Annotated in this window: 17 protein-coding genes; 11 read left to right on the plus strand and 6 right to left on the minus strand. The window is 69.5% G+C overall.

The genetic code is table 11. The features are described from left to right. Positions 1–2 precede the first annotated feature (2 nt). Genes tgt through queA form a run of 4 tightly spaced genes read right to left on the minus strand, consistent with a single transcriptional unit; the run spans position 3 to position 2,863 of the window. Positions 3–1,175 carry a tRNA guanosine(34) transglycosylase Tgt gene (tgt, locus tag EJP67_RS07980; protein ID WP_126021178.1) on the minus strand — a complete coding sequence of 391 codons (1,173 nt, stop codon included), beginning with the start codon at positions 1,173–1,175 and terminating at the stop codon, positions 3–5. Then, positions 1,175–1,570: a type II toxin-antitoxin system VapC family toxin gene (locus tag EJP67_RS07985; protein WP_126021179.1), complete on the minus strand. Its 396-nt coding sequence runs from the start codon at positions 1,568–1,570 to the stop codon at positions 1,175–1,177. Before EJP67_RS07985 ends, tgt begins: the two co-directional genes overlap by 1 nt. After that, positions 1,570–1,776: an AbrB/MazE/SpoVT family DNA-binding domain-containing protein gene (locus EJP67_RS07990; RefSeq protein WP_126021180.1), complete on the minus strand. Its 207-nt coding sequence runs from the start codon at positions 1,774–1,776 to the stop codon at positions 1,570–1,572. The genes EJP67_RS07985 and EJP67_RS07990 overlap by 1 nt, the downstream gene beginning before the upstream one ends. A gap of 37 nt (positions 1,777–1,813) precedes the next feature. Beyond that, complete coding sequence (queA, locus tag EJP67_RS07995) at positions 1,814–2,863, minus strand: tRNA preQ1(34) S-adenosylmethionine ribosyltransferase-isomerase QueA (protein ID WP_126021181.1); 1,050 nt, start codon at positions 2,861–2,863, stop codon at positions 1,814–1,816. A 155-nt stretch (positions 2,864–3,018) separates the two neighbouring features. Between queA and EJP67_RS08000 the strand changes: the two genes are divergently transcribed. From EJP67_RS08000 to recG, 3 genes are read left to right on the plus strand one after another with little or no spacing between them, the layout of a single operon-like run. Next, positions 3,019–3,696 (plus strand): DUF4166 domain-containing protein, encoded by a 678-nt coding sequence (locus EJP67_RS08000; protein WP_126021182.1) that lies wholly within the window; start codon positions 3,019–3,021, stop codon positions 3,694–3,696. Then, positions 3,693–5,183, plus strand: a complete 1,491-nt coding sequence (locus tag EJP67_RS08005) for a TIGR01777 family oxidoreductase (RefSeq protein WP_126021183.1) — start codon at positions 3,693–3,695, stop codon at positions 5,181–5,183. The genes EJP67_RS08000 and EJP67_RS08005 overlap by 4 nt, the downstream gene beginning before the upstream one ends. 11 nt (positions 5,184–5,194) lie before the next feature. Then, entirely contained in the window at positions 5,195–7,327 is a 2,133-nt protein-coding gene (recG, locus tag EJP67_RS08010) for an ATP-dependent DNA helicase RecG (RefSeq protein ID WP_206169466.1), read from the plus strand. Between the two features lie 109 nt (positions 7,328–7,436). Here recG and EJP67_RS08015 read toward each other — a convergent pair whose 3' ends face one another. Both EJP67_RS08015 and EJP67_RS08020 read right to left on the minus strand, forming a co-directional pair. Further along, a complete protein-coding gene (locus EJP67_RS08015) occupies positions 7,437–8,069 on the minus strand; it encodes a LysE family translocator (RefSeq protein ID WP_126021185.1) in 633 nt (210 codons plus the stop codon). 42 nt (positions 8,070–8,111) lie between these two features. Further along, positions 8,112–8,819, minus strand: coding sequence for a GntR family transcriptional regulator (locus EJP67_RS08020; protein ID WP_126021186.1), 708 nt, complete (start codon positions 8,817–8,819; stop codon positions 8,112–8,114). 301 nt (positions 8,820–9,120) lie between these two features. Here EJP67_RS08020 and EJP67_RS08025 point away from each other — a divergent pair, with 301 nt between their 5' ends. Genes EJP67_RS08025 through EJP67_RS08060 form a run of 8 tightly spaced genes read left to right on the plus strand, consistent with a single transcriptional unit; the run spans position 9,121 to position 16,850 of the window. After that, on the plus strand, positions 9,121–9,864 hold the full coding sequence (locus EJP67_RS08025) for a DUF969 domain-containing protein (protein WP_126021187.1): 744 nt from the start codon (positions 9,121–9,123) through the stop codon (positions 9,862–9,864). Positions 9,865–9,866: 2 nt separating this feature from the next. Beyond that, a complete protein-coding gene (locus EJP67_RS08030) occupies positions 9,867–10,823 on the plus strand; it encodes a DUF979 domain-containing protein (protein WP_126021188.1) in 957 nt (318 codons plus the stop codon). 9 nt (positions 10,824–10,832) lie between these two features. Next, on the plus strand, positions 10,833–11,519 hold the full coding sequence (gene pcp / locus EJP67_RS08035; RefSeq protein ID WP_126021189.1) for a pyroglutamyl-peptidase I: 687 nt from the start codon (positions 10,833–10,835) through the stop codon (positions 11,517–11,519). Positions 11,520–11,541: 22 nt separating this feature from the next. Beyond that, the gene (locus EJP67_RS08040) at positions 11,542–12,306 is read left to right on the plus strand and encodes a LamB/YcsF family protein (protein ID WP_126021190.1); all 765 of its coding nucleotides are present in this window, start codon (positions 11,542–11,544) and stop codon (positions 12,304–12,306) included. 5 nt (positions 12,307–12,311) lie between these two features. Beyond that, positions 12,312–13,874 (plus strand): 5-oxoprolinase subunit B/C family protein, encoded by a 1,563-nt coding sequence (locus EJP67_RS08045; RefSeq protein ID WP_126021279.1) that lies wholly within the window; start codon positions 12,312–12,314, stop codon positions 13,872–13,874. A gap of 10 nt (positions 13,875–13,884) precedes the next feature. Further along, positions 13,885–15,615: an acetyl/propionyl/methylcrotonyl-CoA carboxylase subunit alpha gene (locus tag EJP67_RS08050; protein WP_126021191.1), complete on the plus strand. Its 1,731-nt coding sequence runs from the start codon at positions 13,885–13,887 to the stop codon at positions 15,613–15,615. 11 nt (positions 15,616–15,626) lie between these two features. Further along, a complete protein-coding gene (locus tag EJP67_RS08055) occupies positions 15,627–16,625 on the plus strand; it encodes a TRAP transporter substrate-binding protein (RefSeq protein ID WP_126021192.1) in 999 nt (332 codons plus the stop codon). Positions 16,626–16,661: 36 nt separating this feature from the next. Next, positions 16,662–16,850 carry a hypothetical protein gene (locus tag EJP67_RS08060; RefSeq protein WP_126021193.1) on the plus strand — a complete coding sequence of 63 codons (189 nt, stop codon included), beginning with the start codon at positions 16,662–16,664 and terminating at the stop codon, positions 16,848–16,850. The last annotated feature ends 30 nt before the right edge of the window (positions 16,851–16,880 follow it).

The following is a 16,880-nucleotide window of genomic DNA, read 5'->3' on the forward strand; positions in this document are numbered from 1 at the left end:
CTTCAGACGCCCCGCGCCCGGTCAGACTTGAAGCGCACGCGGAACTCCGTGAACGTGCCCGCGTCGAGCGAGTCGCGGATCTCGCTCATCAGGTTCAGGTAGTAGTGCAGGTTGTGGATGGTGGTGAGCATCGGCCCCAGCATCTCGCCGCAGCGGTCCAGGTGATGCAGGTAGGCGCGGCTGAAGCCTTCGCGCCCGCCGTCGTTCCAGCTCACGCCCGAGGTGCCCGCACAGGCGTGGCAGGTGCAGCTCGGGTCGATGGGCTGCGGATCGCTCTTGTGGCGCGCGTTGCGCATCTTCAGGTCGCCGAAGCGGGTGAAGAGCGTGCCGTTGCGCGCATTGCGCGTGGGCATCACGCAGTCGAACATGTCCACGCCGTCGGCCACGCCCTGCACCAGGTCCTCGGGCGTGCCCACGCCCATCAGGTAGCGCGGCTTGTTGGCGGGCAGCCGGTGCGGCGTGTGGCCCATGATGTGCAGCATCTCTTCCTTGGGCTCGCCCACGCTCACGCCGCCGATGGCGTAGCCGGGGAAATCCATGTCGACCAGCGCGGCAAGCGACTCCTCCCGCAGGTTCTCGTACATGCCGCCCTGCACGATGCCGAAGAGCGCGTTCGGGTTCTGCAGGCGGGTGAATTCCGCCTGGCAGCGCTTGGCCCAGCGCAGGCTCAGCTCCATCGAGATGCGCGCCTCGGCCTCGGTCGTGATGTGGCCCTTGGTGTCGTAGGGCGTGCACTCGTCGAACTGCATCACGATGTCGCTGTTCAGGATGGTCTGGATCTGCATCGAGACCTCCGGCGTGAGGAACAGCTTGTCGCCGTTGACCGGGGAGGCGAACTTCACGCCCTCCTCGCTGATCTTGCGCATCGCGCCCAGCGACCACACCTGGAAGCCGCCGGAATCGGTGAGGATGGGCTTGTCCCACTTCTCGAACTGGTGCAGCCCGCCGAAGCTGGCCATCACGTCGAGGCCCGGGCGCATCCACAGGTGGAAGGTGTTGCCCAGGATGATCTGCGCGCCCATCTCTTCGAGGCTGCGCGGCATCACGCCCTTGACCGTGCCGTAGGTGCCCACGGGCATGAAGATCGGCGTCTGCACCTTGCCGTGGTTGAGCGTGAGCGTGGCGCGGCGCGCGTGGCTGTCGGGGTCGGTCTTTAGGAGTTCGAAGTTCAGCATCAGGGCTTGGAGAAGTATTTGACGCCGGGCAGTCCATCGAAGTGCGCGTCCTGCGTCCAGAGCGTGGCGCCGCGCGCCTGCGCCGTGGCGTAGATGAGGCTGTCGGCAAAAGGAAGACCGTTGTCGGCGGCTCCCAGGCACAAGGCGGCATCGAGTTCGACCACATCGCCTTGCTGCATGTAGGCCGCGGCACGTGATGCGATGGAGGCATCGCGGATTCGGCGCAGTGTCTTGTAGACCTCGTACAGGGTCACCACTGGAACGACGAGCAAGCTGGGGTCGGCCGCAGCGGGCTGGTAGAGCTTCGCGCGCTCGGTGGCACCGAAGACTTCGAGCCAGCAGGACGAATCCAGAACCAGAGGCCCGACGGGGGCCTTGACGGAACTGCGCGCCATCAGAAGCGCTCGGGATCGTCGACGATATCCGTCGGGATGCCGCGCAACTCGGCTTGCAGCTCTTCCAGCGTCGGGACGGGGATCAGCTCGATGGCCTTGCCGTGCCGCACGACGCTGAATCGTGCGCCCGGCTCAATGGCCATCTGTTCGCGGATGACTTGAGGGATGACCACCTGGAATTTGGAGGAAACGGTAACGGTTGGCATATCGATATCCGATTAGTAAGCGGAATTATATCGATCGTCAAATTGGGGTGTTCGTACGAGCCAACAGCATCGAATCGCCATAGCTGAAGAAGCGATAGCGTTCGGCGATGGCGTGGGCATACAGCCCCATCACCCGCTCGTAGCCCGCGAAGGCCGAGACCAGCATCATCAGCGTGCTCTTGGGCAGGTGGAAGTTGGTCACCAGCAGGTCGACGTGCTCGAAGACGAAGCCCGGCGTGATGAAGATGCGCGTGTCGCCCGCGGCCTCGCCGCTCCTGGCCCACGACTCGAGCGTGCGCACGGTGGTCGTGCCCACGGCCACGATGCGGCCGCCACGCGCCTTGCATTCGGCGATCGCGCGCTGCGTGGCCTCGGGCACTTCGTAGCGCTCGGCGTGCATCGTGTGTTCCGAAATGTTCTCGGTTTTCACCGGCTGGAAGGTGCCGGCGCCCACGTGCAGCGTGACGTTGGCGCGTTGCACGCCGTTGGCCTCCAGCTCGGCCAGCAGGCCTTCGTCGAAGTGCAGGGCGGCGGTGGGCGCGGCCACCGCGCCGGGCACGCGCGCGAACACGGTCTGGTAGCGGCTCTCGTCCTCGGCCGAATCGGTGTGGGTGATATAGGGCGGCAGCGGCACGTGGCCGCAGCGCTCCATCAGCATGTAGGGGTTCTCGCCGGTGTCGCTCTCGAAGGCGAAGCGGAAGAGGGCGCCGTTCTCGTCGGGCCAGCGGCCCAGCAGCGTGGCGCGGAAGCCGCCGACCATCTCCAGCGTGGTGCCCACGGTCGGCTTCTTGCTGACCTTCATGTGCGCCACGACCTCCTGGCCCTGCAGCACGCGCTCGACCAGCAGCTCTAGCTTGCCGCCGGTGGGCTTCTCGCCGAAGAGGCGGGCCTTCACCACGCGGGTGTCGTTGAAGACGAGCAGGTCGCCCGGGCGCAGCAGCGAGGGCAGGTTCCTGAAGATGCGGTCGACCGGTGCGGGCCCCGTGCCATCGAGCAGGCGGGAGGAGGTTCGTTCGGGGGCCGGGTGTTGCGCCACCAGCTCGGGCGGCAGGGCGAAATCGAAATCGGAGAGCGTGAAAGCGCGCATGTGCTTGAGGGCCGGACGGGCCCGTTCCAAGAAAAGACGGGAAGCGGTGGGGGCTCCACTCGACGCCGTGGATGCACGGTGCGGGGGAAGGCCCGGATTGTCCCATGCCGCGAAAGCCGGCCTTTTCCGCAGGGTTGTCGAGGCAGAATCGGCGGATGGTCGATTCACAAGCTGCGCGTGTTGCCTCGGGCTCGTCGTCCGGCCCCTCCGAAGGTGAGCTCTTCAAGAAGATCCTCGGCAGCGCCTGGCAGGGCCTGCATCCCGACATCCGCCGCCGCTTCGACAAGAACCCGTCGCCGGGCAAGGCGCTGCACTACCTGGGCTCGCTGAGCGAGCTGCGCTGCTCGCGCTTCGGCAAGCTGCTGGGGCACATCACGCAGCCGATGATCCAGGGCGCACTCATTCCCTACAGCGACGCCGACTTCCCCGTGGAGATCCAGGTCTACGCCAAGCCGCGGGACCCGGCCATCTACAAGCAGCGCATCTACCGCCTGCGCAATCGCAAGCCGATCCAGTTCACCAGCTTCATGCGCGAGAGCGAGCGCGGCGAGGTGCTGGAGTACGTGGGCATGGGGCTGGGCATGAAGCTGGTGCTGAGCGTGGAGAACGGCAGCCTGCACTTCCAGAGCGACGGCTATTTCTGGGACGTATTCGGCTGGCGCATTCCGCTGCCCGGCGTGCTCACGCCCGGCAAGACTTTCCTCTGGCACCACAACGAGACACCGGAGCGCTTCAACATCCGCATCGAAATCCGCCACTGCCTGATGGGCACGACCTTCACCCAGGTCGGCGTGTTCGAGGAGATCGCCGAGCCGAAGGCGGTGCCCGCATGATCGACACGCACCTGCTTGCGCTGCAGCTCATGGCCGCGCAAGGCGCGCTCGGCGCCTTCGACACGCTCTACCACCACGAGGGCACCGAAGCGCTGCCGCGGCGCGGCACGGCCGGGCGCGAGCTGGCGATCCACGCCACGCGCTCGTCGATCTACTGCGCCCTCTTCATCGGGCTGTCGTCCTGGGCCTGGCATGGCGCATGGGCGTGGGTGCTGCTCGCGGTGTTCGGCGTCGAGATCGTGCTCACGCTGTGGGACTTCGTGGTCGAAGACCGCAGCCGCCTGCTGCCGCCCACCGAGCGCGTGACGCACACGGTGCTGGCCATCAACGCGGGCGCCTTCATCGCGCTGCTGGCGATGAACGCGACGGATTGGGCAGCGCAGCCGACCGCGATGGTGTGGCAGCCGCAGGGCTGGCTCGGCGCCTTCCTCGCGCTGTGCGGCGCGGGCGTGGGCCTGTCGGGCCTGCGCGATGCCTTCGCGGCGCGCGCGCTCTTCAGGCGCGGCGCGCAGGAGCGGGCGCGCGATGCCCAGGCGCCGGTGCGCTTCGGATCGAAGCCGCAGCGCGTGCTGGTGACGGGCGGCACGGGCTTCATCGGCCAGCTGCTCGTGCGTCATCTGGTGGCCGACGGCCATGCCGTGACGGTCTGGACGCGTGATGCGCGATCGGCCGCGTGGAACTTCGGCGGCGCGGTGCGCTGCGTGCAGTCGCTCGACGACGTGCCGGCGGCCGATGACATCGACGTGGTCGTCAACCTCGCGGGTGCGCGCATCCTGGGCATGCGCTGGAGCGAGCGGCGCAAGGCGCAGCTGCTGCAAAGCCGCGAAGGGCTCACTCGGCAGCTGGTCGCGTGGATCGCGCAACGGCCACGCAAGCCATGGCTGCTGCTGTCCGGCTCCGCCATCGGCTATTACGGCGTGCAGCCGCAGGGCGACGTGAGCGAACTCGCGGAAGACGCGCCGCCGCAGCCGATCTTCATGTCCCAGCTGTGCCAGCGCTGGGAGCGGGCGGCGCAAGCGGCGGTGGCGCACGGCGTGCACGTGGCCTGCATGCGCTTCGGCTTCGTGCTGGGCCACCAGGGCTCGCTGCCGCAGCTGCTGCTGCCGATCTCGCTGGGCATCGGCGGGCGGCTGGGCAGCGGGCGGCAGTGGCTGTCGTGGGTGCATGTGCACGACCTGATCCGCGCGATGGCGCACGTGTGGACACTGACCGAGAACGCTGCGGCACCCCCGGCCGCGCAGGCGTTCAACTTCACCGCGTCCGGTGCCCTGAGCCAGGAGGAATTCACCCGCGTCGCCGCGAGCGTGCTGCATCGGCCCTGCTGGATGCCGACGCCCGCCGCGCCGGTGAAGCTGCTGCTCGGCGAGCAAGCCGACCTGCTGCTCGAAGGCCAGCGCGTGGTGCCGGCGCGGCTGCTGCAGTCGGGCTTCGGCTTCATGTTCCCCGACGCCCGCAGCGCCTTGACGGACCTTTGCCGGCCGCGCTAGAAGACTCGTCCGTGCCCGCCAAGAAAGCCCCTACTCCCACCGCCGAAGCGGCCGCCGCCGCGCCGGAGAAGCCGTCGCCGCCGGGTTCCGGCCTGAGCCAGGTCCAGCGCGCGCTGCGCAAGCTCGGCCTCGTGCGCGACATCGACTTCGCGCTCTACCTGCCGATGCGCTACGAGGACGAGACGCGCATCGTGCGCATCGCCGACACGCGCGACGGCGACGTGGCGCAGGTCGAGGGCGTGGTCACCGAATGCGAGGTGGTCTACCGGCCGCGCCGCCAGCTCATCGCGACCATCGACGACGGCAGCGACACCTGCCAGCTGCGCTTCTTCAACTTCTATCCCTCGCAGCAGAAGCAACTCGCGGTTGGCGCGAAGGTGCGCGTGCGTGGCGAGGTGCGCGGGGGCTTCGTGGGGCGGCAGATCATGCACCCCACGGTGAAGGCGGCTGGCACCGCGCTACCGAACGCGCTCACGCCCGTGTACTCGACGGTGGCGGGGCTCGCGCAGCCGGTGCTGCGACGCGAGGTGCGCTCGGGCCTGGCGCGCGCGGTGCTCGACGAAACCGTTCCCGTGCAGATCGGCTTTCGCGGCGCGTGGAACCTGCGCGATTCGCTGACTTTCCTGCACTACCCGACGCCCGACGTGGCGATCGCCACGCTCGAAGACCACAGCCATCCCGCCTGGCAGCGCATCAAGGCAGAGGAGCTGCTCGCGCAGCAGCTCTCGCAGCTGCAGGCGCGGCTGGAGCGCGCGGCGCAGCGCGCGCCGGTGCTGCCGCCCGCACCGCCCGAGCCCGACGCGGCCTCGCTGCATGCGCAGCTGCTTGCCGTGCTGCCTTTCGGCCTCACGGGTGCGCAGCAGCGTGTCGGCGAGGAGATCACGCGCGACCTTGGCCGCGAGATCCCGATGCACCGGCTGCTGCAGGGCGACGTGGGCTCGGGCAAGACGGTGGTGGCGGCGCTCGCTGCGGCACGCTGCATCGACGCGGGCTTCCAGTGCGCGCTGATGGCGCCTACCGAAATCCTCGCGGCGCAGCACTTCGGCAAGCTCGTCGGCTGGCTCGATCCGCTGCTGGCGGCGCGCGGCCAGCGCGTGGCGTGGCTCACGGGCAGCCAGAGGAAGAAGGAGCGCGACGAGATGTCGGCGGCGGTGGAAAGCGGCCAGGCCGCGCTCGTCATCGGCACGCACGCGGTCATCTCGGAGAAGGTGCGCTTCAGGAGTCTCGCGCTCGCGATCATCGACGAGCAGCATCGCTTCGGCGTCGCGCAGCGCCTTGCGTTGCGCGGCAAGGCGCAAGGGCACCTGGAACCCCACCTGCTGATGATGAGCGCCACGCCCATCCCGCGCACGCTGGCGATGAGCTACTACGCCGACCTCGATGTCTCCACCCTCGACGAGCTGCCGCCGGGCCGCACGCCCATCATCACCAGGCTGGTGGCCGACCACCGGCGCGACGAGGTCATCGACCGCATCCACTCCCAGATCGCGCAGGGCCGGCAGGTCTACTGGGTGTGCCCGCTGATCGAGGAGAGCGAGGCCATCGACCTGCGCAACGCCACCGAGACGCGCGACGAGCTGGCCGAAACATTGGGCGAGCCCATCCAGGTGGGCCTGCTGCATTCGCGCATGCCCACGGCCGAGAAGCAGGCGGTGATGGCGGCCTTCACCGCCAACGAGATCCAGGTGCTGGTGAGCACCACCGTGATCGAAGTGGGCGTGGACGTGCCCAACGCCTCGCTGATGGTCATCGAGCATGCGGAGCGCTTCGGCCTCTCGCAGCTGCACCAGCTGCGCGGCCGCGTGGGGCGCGGCGCGGCGGCCTCGGCCTGCGTGCTGCTCTATGCGCCGGGCGACAGCGGCCGCGTCGGCGAGGCGGCGCGCGCGCGGCTCAAGGCCATGGCCGAGACCAGCGACGGCTTCGAGATCGCGCGGCGCGACCTCGAGATACGCGGCCCCGGCGAATTCCTCGGTGCGCGCCAGTCGGGCGCGCCGCTGCTGCGCTTTGCCGACCTCACGACCGACACGCTGCTGCTCGACTGGGCCCGCGAGCTCGCGCCGGTCATGCTGCGCAAGCACCCCGACCTGGCGCAGCGGCACATCGACCGCTGGCTGGGCACCAAGGCCGAATACCTCAAAGCCTGAAGATTCTTTCGTGGAACACCGCGGAACCGGCTTTGCCGGGCCGCAGGTGTCGCCCCCGGCGAGGGGGGGGGCAGCGACACGAAGTGCGCGGAGCCTGGGGGAGCGCTTCCTATGCGGGGCGGCGCGTGAAGGCCAGGATCAGCCCGAAGCCGACCATCATGCTGCCGCTCACGCGGTTGAACCACCGCATCGCGCGGCTGCCATTCGCCAGCCGGCGCATGCGCGCGCCGAGCAGCGCGTAGAGCGCGATCGCCACCAGCTCGAACACCAGGAAGGTCAGGCCCAGCAGCAGGTAGCTGGAGGCATAGGCGCCCGGCACCACGAACTGCGGGAAGAAGGCGGTGAACACCAGGATGGCCTTCGGGTTGCCCGCCGCCACGGTGAACTCTTGCCGGATGAGGGCGCGCATCGAGGGCGGCGCGAATGCGGCGTCGCGCGCCTGCACCTCGGCCGTGGGCGCCGGTGCGCGCAGCAGGCGGATGCCGATCCACACCAGGTAGGCCGCGCCGATGTACTTGATGACGTCGAAGGCCAGCTCCGAAGCCACCAGCACCGCGCCCATGCCCAGCCCGGCGATGGCGATCATGATCGCGAAAGCCACGAGCCTGCCGCTGGCCGCGATGACCGCGGGCGACACGCCGTGCCTGGCGCCGTTGGTCACCGACAGCAGGTTGTTGGGCCCGAAGGCCATGTTGATGGCGAAGCAGGCCGGCAGGAAGAGCAGGTAGGCAGACAGGGTCATGGCGAGTGTCCTTCAGGGGAGGACAGCCATTATCCGCAGGCCCTAGCTGTCGATGCCGCCCTCGGGCATGCTGCGCGCATAGACCGCCAGCACGATGCGCTCGGAGTGCACCAGGTAGTCGTTGAGCGCGGCCGAGCCCTCGGCGAACTTGCCGGCCTCGATGAGTTCGAGCAGCTTCATGTTCATGTCGACGTAGGGCGCGTGCAGGAACTCCGGGTCCTTCAGCAGGCCGAAGGCCAGCCGCAGCTCGACCAGGATGTGGGCGAACAGGTTGTTCAACCGCTCGCTGTCGGCCAGCTCCACGATGCCCTTGTGGAACTCCATGTTGGCCGTGCCCACGCCCAGCCAGTCGCCGGCCTCGCGGCACTTCAGCGCCATCTCCACCGCCTCGCGCATGTGCTTCTTGGCCGGGTGCCGCGGGTAGGCCTGCGCTAGCGCCTGGCATTCGATGAGCCGTCGCACGCGGTAGATGTCGATGATCGACGCGATGCTCGGCACCGCCACGAACACGCCGCGGTTGGGCGCGTGCTTGAGGAGCCCCTCCTTGGTCAGCGTGCGGAACACCTCGCGCAGGGTGTTGCGCGAGATCTCGAAGCTGTCGGCCAGCGCGGCTTCCGACAGCCGCTGCCCCGGCGAGAACTCGCCCTTCACGATCTTCTGGCGGATCAGCTCCGCGACCCGGTCGTTGAGCGTCTGTGCGCCGGCTGCGGCAGGCGGGGCGGATGGGGTCGTCGAGGCCGGAGGGGTCATGCCGAAAGGGGAAGGCAGCTAAGGGAGGGTCCGTGAACCCGGGCGTTTTTAGCAGGTTTTCCCCGCCGGACCGGCAAAAGACGGGCCCGGCCGGATGCACCAGACGGTGGCGCGCTCAGGGTTTTCATGGGGTCATGCAGGCACTGTTGTTGGGCACACTCTCATAAATTGTTCAACAATTTATTTGAAATGAGTGGTTCATGAGAAATGAATTGCTCATTCATTGGCACGCAGCTTGCAAGAAGCGGCCAGCCGGAATCCCGGCGCAAGGTGTCTCCGAATCACCAAACGAAAGACCAACATGACTCCTGACATCCCTCACCTCTGGCCGCTGATCGGCGTCGCCGTGATCATTGCGGGCTTCGTCCTGCGCTTCAATCCGATGCTGGTGGTGATCGTCACCGCCGTCGCCACCGCGGCGGCCGCGGGCTTCGGCCCGATGGCGATCCTCACGGCCATCGGCAACGGCTTCATCAAGACGCGCAACCTGCCGCTGATCATTCTTCTGCCGCTGGCGGTGATCGGCCTGCTCGAGCGCCACGGCCTGCGCCAGCACGCGCAGAACTGGATCAGCCGCATCAAGTCGGCCACCGCCGGGCGCCTGCTCATCGTGTACCTGGCCGCGCGCGAACTTACGGCGGCCATGGGCCTGACCAGCCTGGGCGGCCATCCGCAGATGGTGCGTCCGCTGCTCGCGCCGATGGCCGAGGGCGCCACCGAGACGCGCTACGGCAAGCTGCCCGACCGCATCCGCCACAAGCTGCGCGCCTATGCGGCGGCCACCGACAACGTGGGCCTGTTCTTCGGCGAGGACATCTTCGTGGCCTTCGGCGCCATCGTGCTGATGACCACCTTCCTGCACGAGGCCGGCATCGACGTGGAGCCGCTGCACGTCGCGATGTGGGGCATCCCGACGGCCATCGCCGCCTTCGTGATCCACGCCTGGCGCCTGCGCCGGCTCGACCAGGCGCTGGCGCGCGAGCTCGACGGCAAGCCTGAAGTGCCCACGGTTCCCTCGGTGCCCGCAACGCAAGAGGGCCGCTAATCATGATCCTCTCGATCCAGCACCTCTACATCCTGGTCGGCCTGATCCTCGCGATCACCGCGGTGATGACGCTGGCCGACCGCCAGCATCCCAAGCGCTACACCAGCGCGCTTTTCTGGGGCCTCTATTCGCTGGTCTTCCTGGTCGGCGACAAGCTGCCGCCCGCGCTGGTGGGCGTGGGCGCCATCGCCATGGCCGTCATCGCCGGCATGCGCGGCGTGGGCGCGGGCAAGCACGACGAGCCGACGCCCGCCCAGTACGAGGCCAGTGCGAAGCGCCTGGGCAACAAGCTCTTCATGCCGGCGCTGGCGATCCCGCTGGTCACCGTGATCGGCACGGTGCTCGTGAGCAAGGTCAAGATCGGCGACGCCTTCCTGCTCGACCCCAAGAACACCACGCTGGTGAGCCTGGGCGTGGGCTGCGTGGCGGCGCTGGCGCTGGCCTGCTGGCTGACGCGCGAGACGCCGGTGCAGGGCATGCGCGAGTCGCGCCGCCTGACCGACGCGCTGGGCTGGGCCGTGGTGCTGCCGCAGATGCTGGGCATGCTGGGCCTGGTGTTCTCCGACGCGGGCGTGGGCAAGGCGGTGGCGTACGTCACCACCAGCTACATCAACATGGACATCCGCTTCGTTGCCGTCGCGGTCTACGTGCTGGGCATGGCGCTCTTCACCATCATCATGGGCAACGGCTTCGCGGCCTTCCCGGTGATGACGGGCGGCGTGGGCGTGCCGGTGCTGGTGGGCGTGTACCACGGCGACCCGGCGGTGATGGCGGCCATCGGCATGTTCTCGGGCTACTGCGGGACGCTGATGACGCCGATGGCGGCCAACTTCAACATCGTGCCGGCGGCGCTGCTGGAGCTGCCCGACAAGAACGCGGTGATCCGCGTGCAGATACCGACCGCGGCCACGCTGCTGGTGGTCAACATCTTCCTGATGTACTTCCTGATGTTCCGCTGAGGCCGCTGCATGACCACCGATGACAAGGCGCCCCGGGTGCTGGTCGCGGGCTTCGAGCCGTTCGAGAACGATCCCGTCAACCCCGCGTGGGAGATCGCCCGCGCGCTCGAGGGCTGGCGCTGCGAAGGCACCGTGGTGCAGGCGCTGCAGCTGCCCTGCGTGTTCGGCCGCTCGATCCACGTGCTCGACGCCGCCATGGCGGGCATCGCGGAGAGCGGCAGGCCGCTGCCGCTGGTGCTGTGCATCGGCGCCGCGGGCGGGCGCACAGAGATCTCGCTGGAGCGCGCCGCGCTGAATGTCGACGACGCGCGCATTCCAGACAACGCCGGCTACCAGCCCATCGACATCGAGGTGGAGGCGGGCGGCCCCGCCGCCTACTTCTCGACGTTGCCGATCAAGGCCATGGTGCGCGACATGCGCGCCGCCGGGCTGCCCGCGGCGGTGTCCAACAGCGCCGGCACCTTCGTGTGCAACCACATCTTCTACGCGCTGATGCACCGCCTCGCGACCCGGCCGATGCTGGCGCACACGCGCGGCGGCTTCGTGCATGTGCCCTACCTGCCCGAACAGGCCGCCTCCAAACCGGGCGTGGCGAGCATGGCGCTGCAGACGCAGGTGGAAGCCTTCCGCGTGGCGATCCGCACCGCGCTGCTCGTGCGCGACGACGTGCGGGAGACGGCGGGCCGCCTCCACTGACCGACTCACCGAAGACCGAACGATGAACATCGACTTGAACAGCGACCTCGGCGAGAGCCTTGGCGCATGGCGCATGGGCGACGACGCCGCCATGCTTTCCCTCGTGAGCAGCGCCAACGTGGCCTGCGGCTTCCATGCGGGCGACCCGGCCGGCATCCTGCGCACGCTGCGGCAGGCGAAGGAGCGCGGCGTCGCCATCGGCGCGCACGTTGCCTACCGCGACCTCGTGGGCTTCGGGCGCCGCAACATGGACGTGGAGAGCGCCGACCTGCGCGCCGACGTGATCTACCAGATCGGCGCGCTCAAAGGCCTGGCCGCTGCGGCCGGCACCACGGTGCGCTACGTGAAGCCGCACGGCGCGCTCTACAACACCATCGCCCACGACGAGCGCCAGGCGCGCGACGTGATCGCCGCCATCCGCGAGATCGACGCCAGCCTGGTGCTGGTGGCGCTCGCGGGCTCGCCGCTGCTGGGCTGGGCGCGCGACGCTGGCCTGCGCGCGGTGGCCGAGGCCTTCGCCGACCGTGCCTACACGCCCAATGGCACGCTGGTGTCCCGCCGCGAACCCGGCGCGGTGCTGCACGACGCCGAAGAGGTGGCCGCGCGCATGCTGCGGCTGGCTTCCGAAGGCCTGGTTACGGCCATCGACGGCAGCACCGTGCGCATCGAGGCCGAATCGGTCTGCGTGCACGGCGACAGCCCCGGCGCGGTGGAGATGGCGCGCCGGGTGCGCGCGCTGCTGGAGCAGTCGGGCGTGGCGATCCGCTCTTTCGTGGACGCCGCATGACGACGATGCGCTTCCTGCCGGTCAACCTGAATGCGGTGCTGGTCGAGCTCGAAGACCTGGCGCAGACGCTCGCGCTGCTGGCCTCGCTGCGCGCCGAGCCCATCGCGGGCATCGAGGAGCTGGTGCCCGCGGCGCGCACGCTGCTCATCACCTTCCGGCCGGCCGCAATTTCAGCCGGCGAGCTCGCGCGGCAGGTCGGCGCGCGCAGCCTCGACGCGAGCGAGGCGCGCAGCGAAAGGCGCATCGAGATTCCGGTGCGCTACGACGGCGAGGACCTGGCCGAGGTGGCCGGGCTGCTCGGCATCACGCCCGACGAAGTCGTGCGCCGCCACACCGGCAGCGACTACAACGTGGCCTTCACCGGTTTCGCGCCCGGCTTCGCGTACCTCTCGGGCGGGCACCCGAGCCTGAACGTGCCGCGCCGCAAGGTGCCGCGCACGCGCATTCCCGCCGGCGCCGTCGGGCTCGCGGGCAGCTTCAGCGGCGTGTACCCGCAGGCCAGCCCGGGCGGCTGGCAGATCATCGGCGTGACCGACACGCCGATGTGGGACCTGTCGCGCGATACGCCCGCGCTGCTGCAGCCGGGCGATTCGGTGCGCTTCGTCGACGTGACCGGCCAGCCGCGCGCGAAGGTGCAGGCCGCTGCCGCGCCTGCGCAACCGGCCGTGCCGAAGAGCGGCTGCGCCCTGGAGATCCGCGCCCCGGGCCTGCAGTCGCTGCTGCAGGACGGCGGCCGCCACGGGCAGGCGAAGCAGGGCGTGTCGGCTTCCGGCGCGATGGACCGGCGCTCGCTGCAGGCGGCCAACCGGCTCGTCGGCAATGCCTCCGACGCCGCGTGCATCGAGGTCGCCTACGGCGGCTTCCAGCTCGCCTGCCGCGGCGATGCGGTGGTGGCGGTCACCGGCGCCGAAGCTCCGGTCACGCTGACCCGCGCGGATGGCGCCCGGTGGCAGCTGCCACGCTACCAGCCCATCGCGCTGGCCGACGGCGACGTGCTCGCGCTTGGCGAGCCGACGGCCGGCATCCGCAGCTACATCGCGGTGCGCGGCGGCTTCGACATCGCGCCCGTGCTCGGCAGCCTCTCGACCGACACGCTCGCGCGCGTCGGCCCCGCCGTCCTCGCCGCGGGCGACGTGCTGCCCGTGCGCGCGGTGTCCGCCGGTGCGCTGGTCGGCGAGCCCGAGGCGCCGCCGGCCGGCCTGCCCACCGTGCACGAGGAAGTGGTGCTCGACATCGTGCTCGGCCCGCGCACCGACTGGTTCACGCCCGACGCGGTCGAGTTGCTCTGCGGCCAGGCATGGACCGTCACGCCGCAGTCGAACCGCGTCGGCATCCGCCTTGCCGGCGAAGCGGCGCTGCAGCGCGCGAACCACGCCGAGCTGCCCAGCGAGGGCACCGCGCGCGGCTCGATCCAGGTGCCGGCGAGCGGCCAGCCCGTGCTGTTCCTGGCCGACCATCCGCTGACGGGCGGCTATCCCGTGATCGCCTCCGTCGCCACCCATCACCTCGACCGCGCGGGCCAGATCCCCGTGAACGCGCGCGTCCGATTCAGGCCCATGGCCCAGTGAAAGCCTCCCCATGAAGAAAGTACTGATCGCCAACCGGGGCGAAATCGCCGTGCGCATCGCGCGCGCCTGTGCCGACCACGGCGTGCAATCCGTCGCGGTGTATGCCGACGCCGACCTGAATGCGCTGCACGCGCGCATGGCCGACGAGGCCTACGGACTCGACGGCAACAAGCCCGCCGACACTTACCTCAACATTGCCAAGCTGCTCGACGTGGCCGCGCGCAGCGGTGCCGACGCGGTGCATCCGGGCTACGGCTTCCTCTCGGAGAGCGCGGCCTTCGCGCAGGCCGTCATCGACGCCGGCCTCACCTGGATCGGCCCACCGCCGGCCGCCATCGCGATGCTGGGCGACAAGGTGCAGGCCCGCAAGCTCGCGATGAAGGTCGGCGCGCCGCTGGTGGCGGGCACGGCCGATCCGGTGAAGGACGCAAGCGAGGTGCTCGCCTTTGCCGAGAAGCACGGCCTGCCGGTCGCGATCAAGGCCGCGTTCGGCGGCGGCGGGCGCGGCATCAAGGTGGCGTGGCGGCTCGACGAGGTCGAGGGCCTCTACGAATCGGCGGTGCGCGAGGCGGTGACGGCCTTCGGGCGCGGCGAGTGCTATGTCGAGCAGTTCCTCGACCGCCCGCGCCATGTCGAGGCGCAGGTGCTGGCCGACACGCACGGCAACGTGGTCGTGCTCGGCACGCGCGACTGCTCGCTGCAGCGGCGCAACCAGAAGCTGGTGGAAGAAGCGCCCGCGCCCTTCCTGAGCGACGCGCAGCGCGAGCGCATCCATCAGGCCGCGCGCGACATCTGCGCGGAGGCCGGCTACACCGGCGCGGGCACGGTCGAGTTCATGCTGAGCGCGAGCGGCGCGATCTCCTTTCTCGAAGTGAACACGCGGCTTCAGGTGGAGCATCCGGTGACGGAGGAAACCACGGGCATCGACCTCGTGATCGAGCAACTGCGCATCGCCGAAGGCCTGCCGTTGCGGATCAAGGAGACGCCCGCGCCGCGCGGCCATGCCTTCGAGTTCCGCATCAACGCCGAGGACGTGGGGCGCGGCTTCCTGCCCTCGCCCGGGCCGGTCAAGGTGTTCGACGCGCCCTCGGGGCCGGGCGTGCGCGTGGATGCCGGCGTGGAGTCGGGCTCGCAGGTGCCGGGCACCTTCGATTCGCTGATGGCCAAGCTCATCGTCACCGGCGCCACGCGCGAGCAGGCCATCGCGCGGGCGCGGCGCGCGCTGACGGAGTTCCGCATCGAGGGCCTGCCGACGGTGCTGCCCTTCCATCGCGCGGTGATGGCGCACCCGGACTTCGTCTCGGGCGACGCCTTCAAGGTGCACACGCGCTGGATCGAGACCGACTTCGCCAACGGCGAGACGCCGGCCCTGCGCCCCGATCCGCTGCCCGACGCCGCGCTGCTGCGCACGGCGATCGAACTCGACGGGCGGCGCATGGCGGTGGGCCTGCCGGCGGTGCTGCTGAGCGGGCTCTCGTCGGCGGCCGGGGGGGCCGTGACCGCTCCCGCGTCGCAGGCACCCGCGGCGGATGCAGCCGCGGTGGCCGCGCCCGTCTCGGGCACGGTGCAGGCATGGAAGGTGGCCGACGGTGACGAGGTCACAGAGGGCGCCGTCATCGCGGTGATGGAGGCGATGAAGATGGAGATGCAGGTGCTCGCGCATCGCGCGGGTCGCATCGCCATCTCGGTGGCCGGGGGCGGTTACGTGGCGGTCGGCGCCGCCATCGCGACCATCGCCTGAAAGACAGCGGCATGACCAGCGGCAGCATCACGCGGCGCGGCTTCGCATGGCTGGCGTGCGGGGCCGGCCTTCTGCCGCCGGCCGCGTGGTCGGCGCAGGCCGTCGTGTGGCGGCTGGCCACCGGCTATCCGGCGGAGAACTTCCACACCGCCAACCTGCTGGCGATGGCGAAGGAGGTGGAGGCCGCGACCGGCGGGCAGCTTCGCATCGAGGTGCATCCGGGCAACACGCTGTTCGCGCTGAACGCGATCCGCGCGGCCGTGCAGGAGGGCAAGGTCGAGGCCGGCGAAGCCATCATGAGCAGCCTCGCCGCCGACGTGCCGCTGGCGGGCGCCGACTCCGTTCCCTTCATCACGCGCAGCTATGCCGATGCGCAATTGCTGTGGCGCATCCAGCGCCCGCTGATCGAGCAGGACTTCGCGCAGCGCGGCATGCGCGTGCTCTATGCGGTGGCATGGCCGCCGCAGGGCCTCTTCTCGACGCGGCCGCTCGGCGGCGTGGGCGACCTGCGCGGCATGCGCATGCGCGCCTACAACGACACCACCGCGCGCATTGCGACGCTGATGGGCGCGGTGCCCGTCGACGTTCCGGCCACCGGCCTGGGCAAGGCGCTGGCCGAAGGCCGCATCGACTGCATGCTGACTTCCGCCGTGACCGGCGTGGAGAACCAGGCGTGGCAGTCGATGCGCTACTTCTACGAGATCAACGCGTGGTTTCCGAAGAACCTCGTGTTCGTCAACGCCAGGGCGTGGGACGGGCTCGACCCGTCGTCGCGCAACTCGCTGGCCGCCGCAGGCGCGCTCGCCGAGACGCGCGGATGGGCCCGCAGCGCCGAGGCCGCCGCCCGCTCGACGGACGAACTGCGGCGCAACGGCGTGAAGATCGAGCCGGTGCCTTTCCTGCTGGGGCGCGACCTGCAGCGCCTCGGCGAGAACTTTTCGCTGAACTGGGTCAAGCAGGTGGGCACGGCCGCCAACGGCATCTTCATTCCGTATTTCGAGAAGCGCTGAAGACCGCGCGCGGAGGGAAAACCCTACGCCCAGGAGATGAAGTTGCTGCATTGCAACATTCCATTTCCCGCGCTTGTGCTTGCGGTTACGACGAAAGCCATCGGATTTTCCGGCCGCGAATCGGGTGACCACTTCCCGATGAAATCTTTCTTTCTCAATCACCCACGTGAAATATTTTCAGTGGCGAAGCTGTCGCTGAAATTATTGAAACAGCTTGTACATTGATTCGGAGTTTGCGAATGTTTCCTGAGGGAA

It is taken from the genome of Variovorax guangxiensis, from assembly GCF_003952165.1.
Classification (GTDB): Bacteria; Pseudomonadota; Gammaproteobacteria; order Burkholderiales; family Burkholderiaceae_C; genus Variovorax; species Variovorax guangxiensis.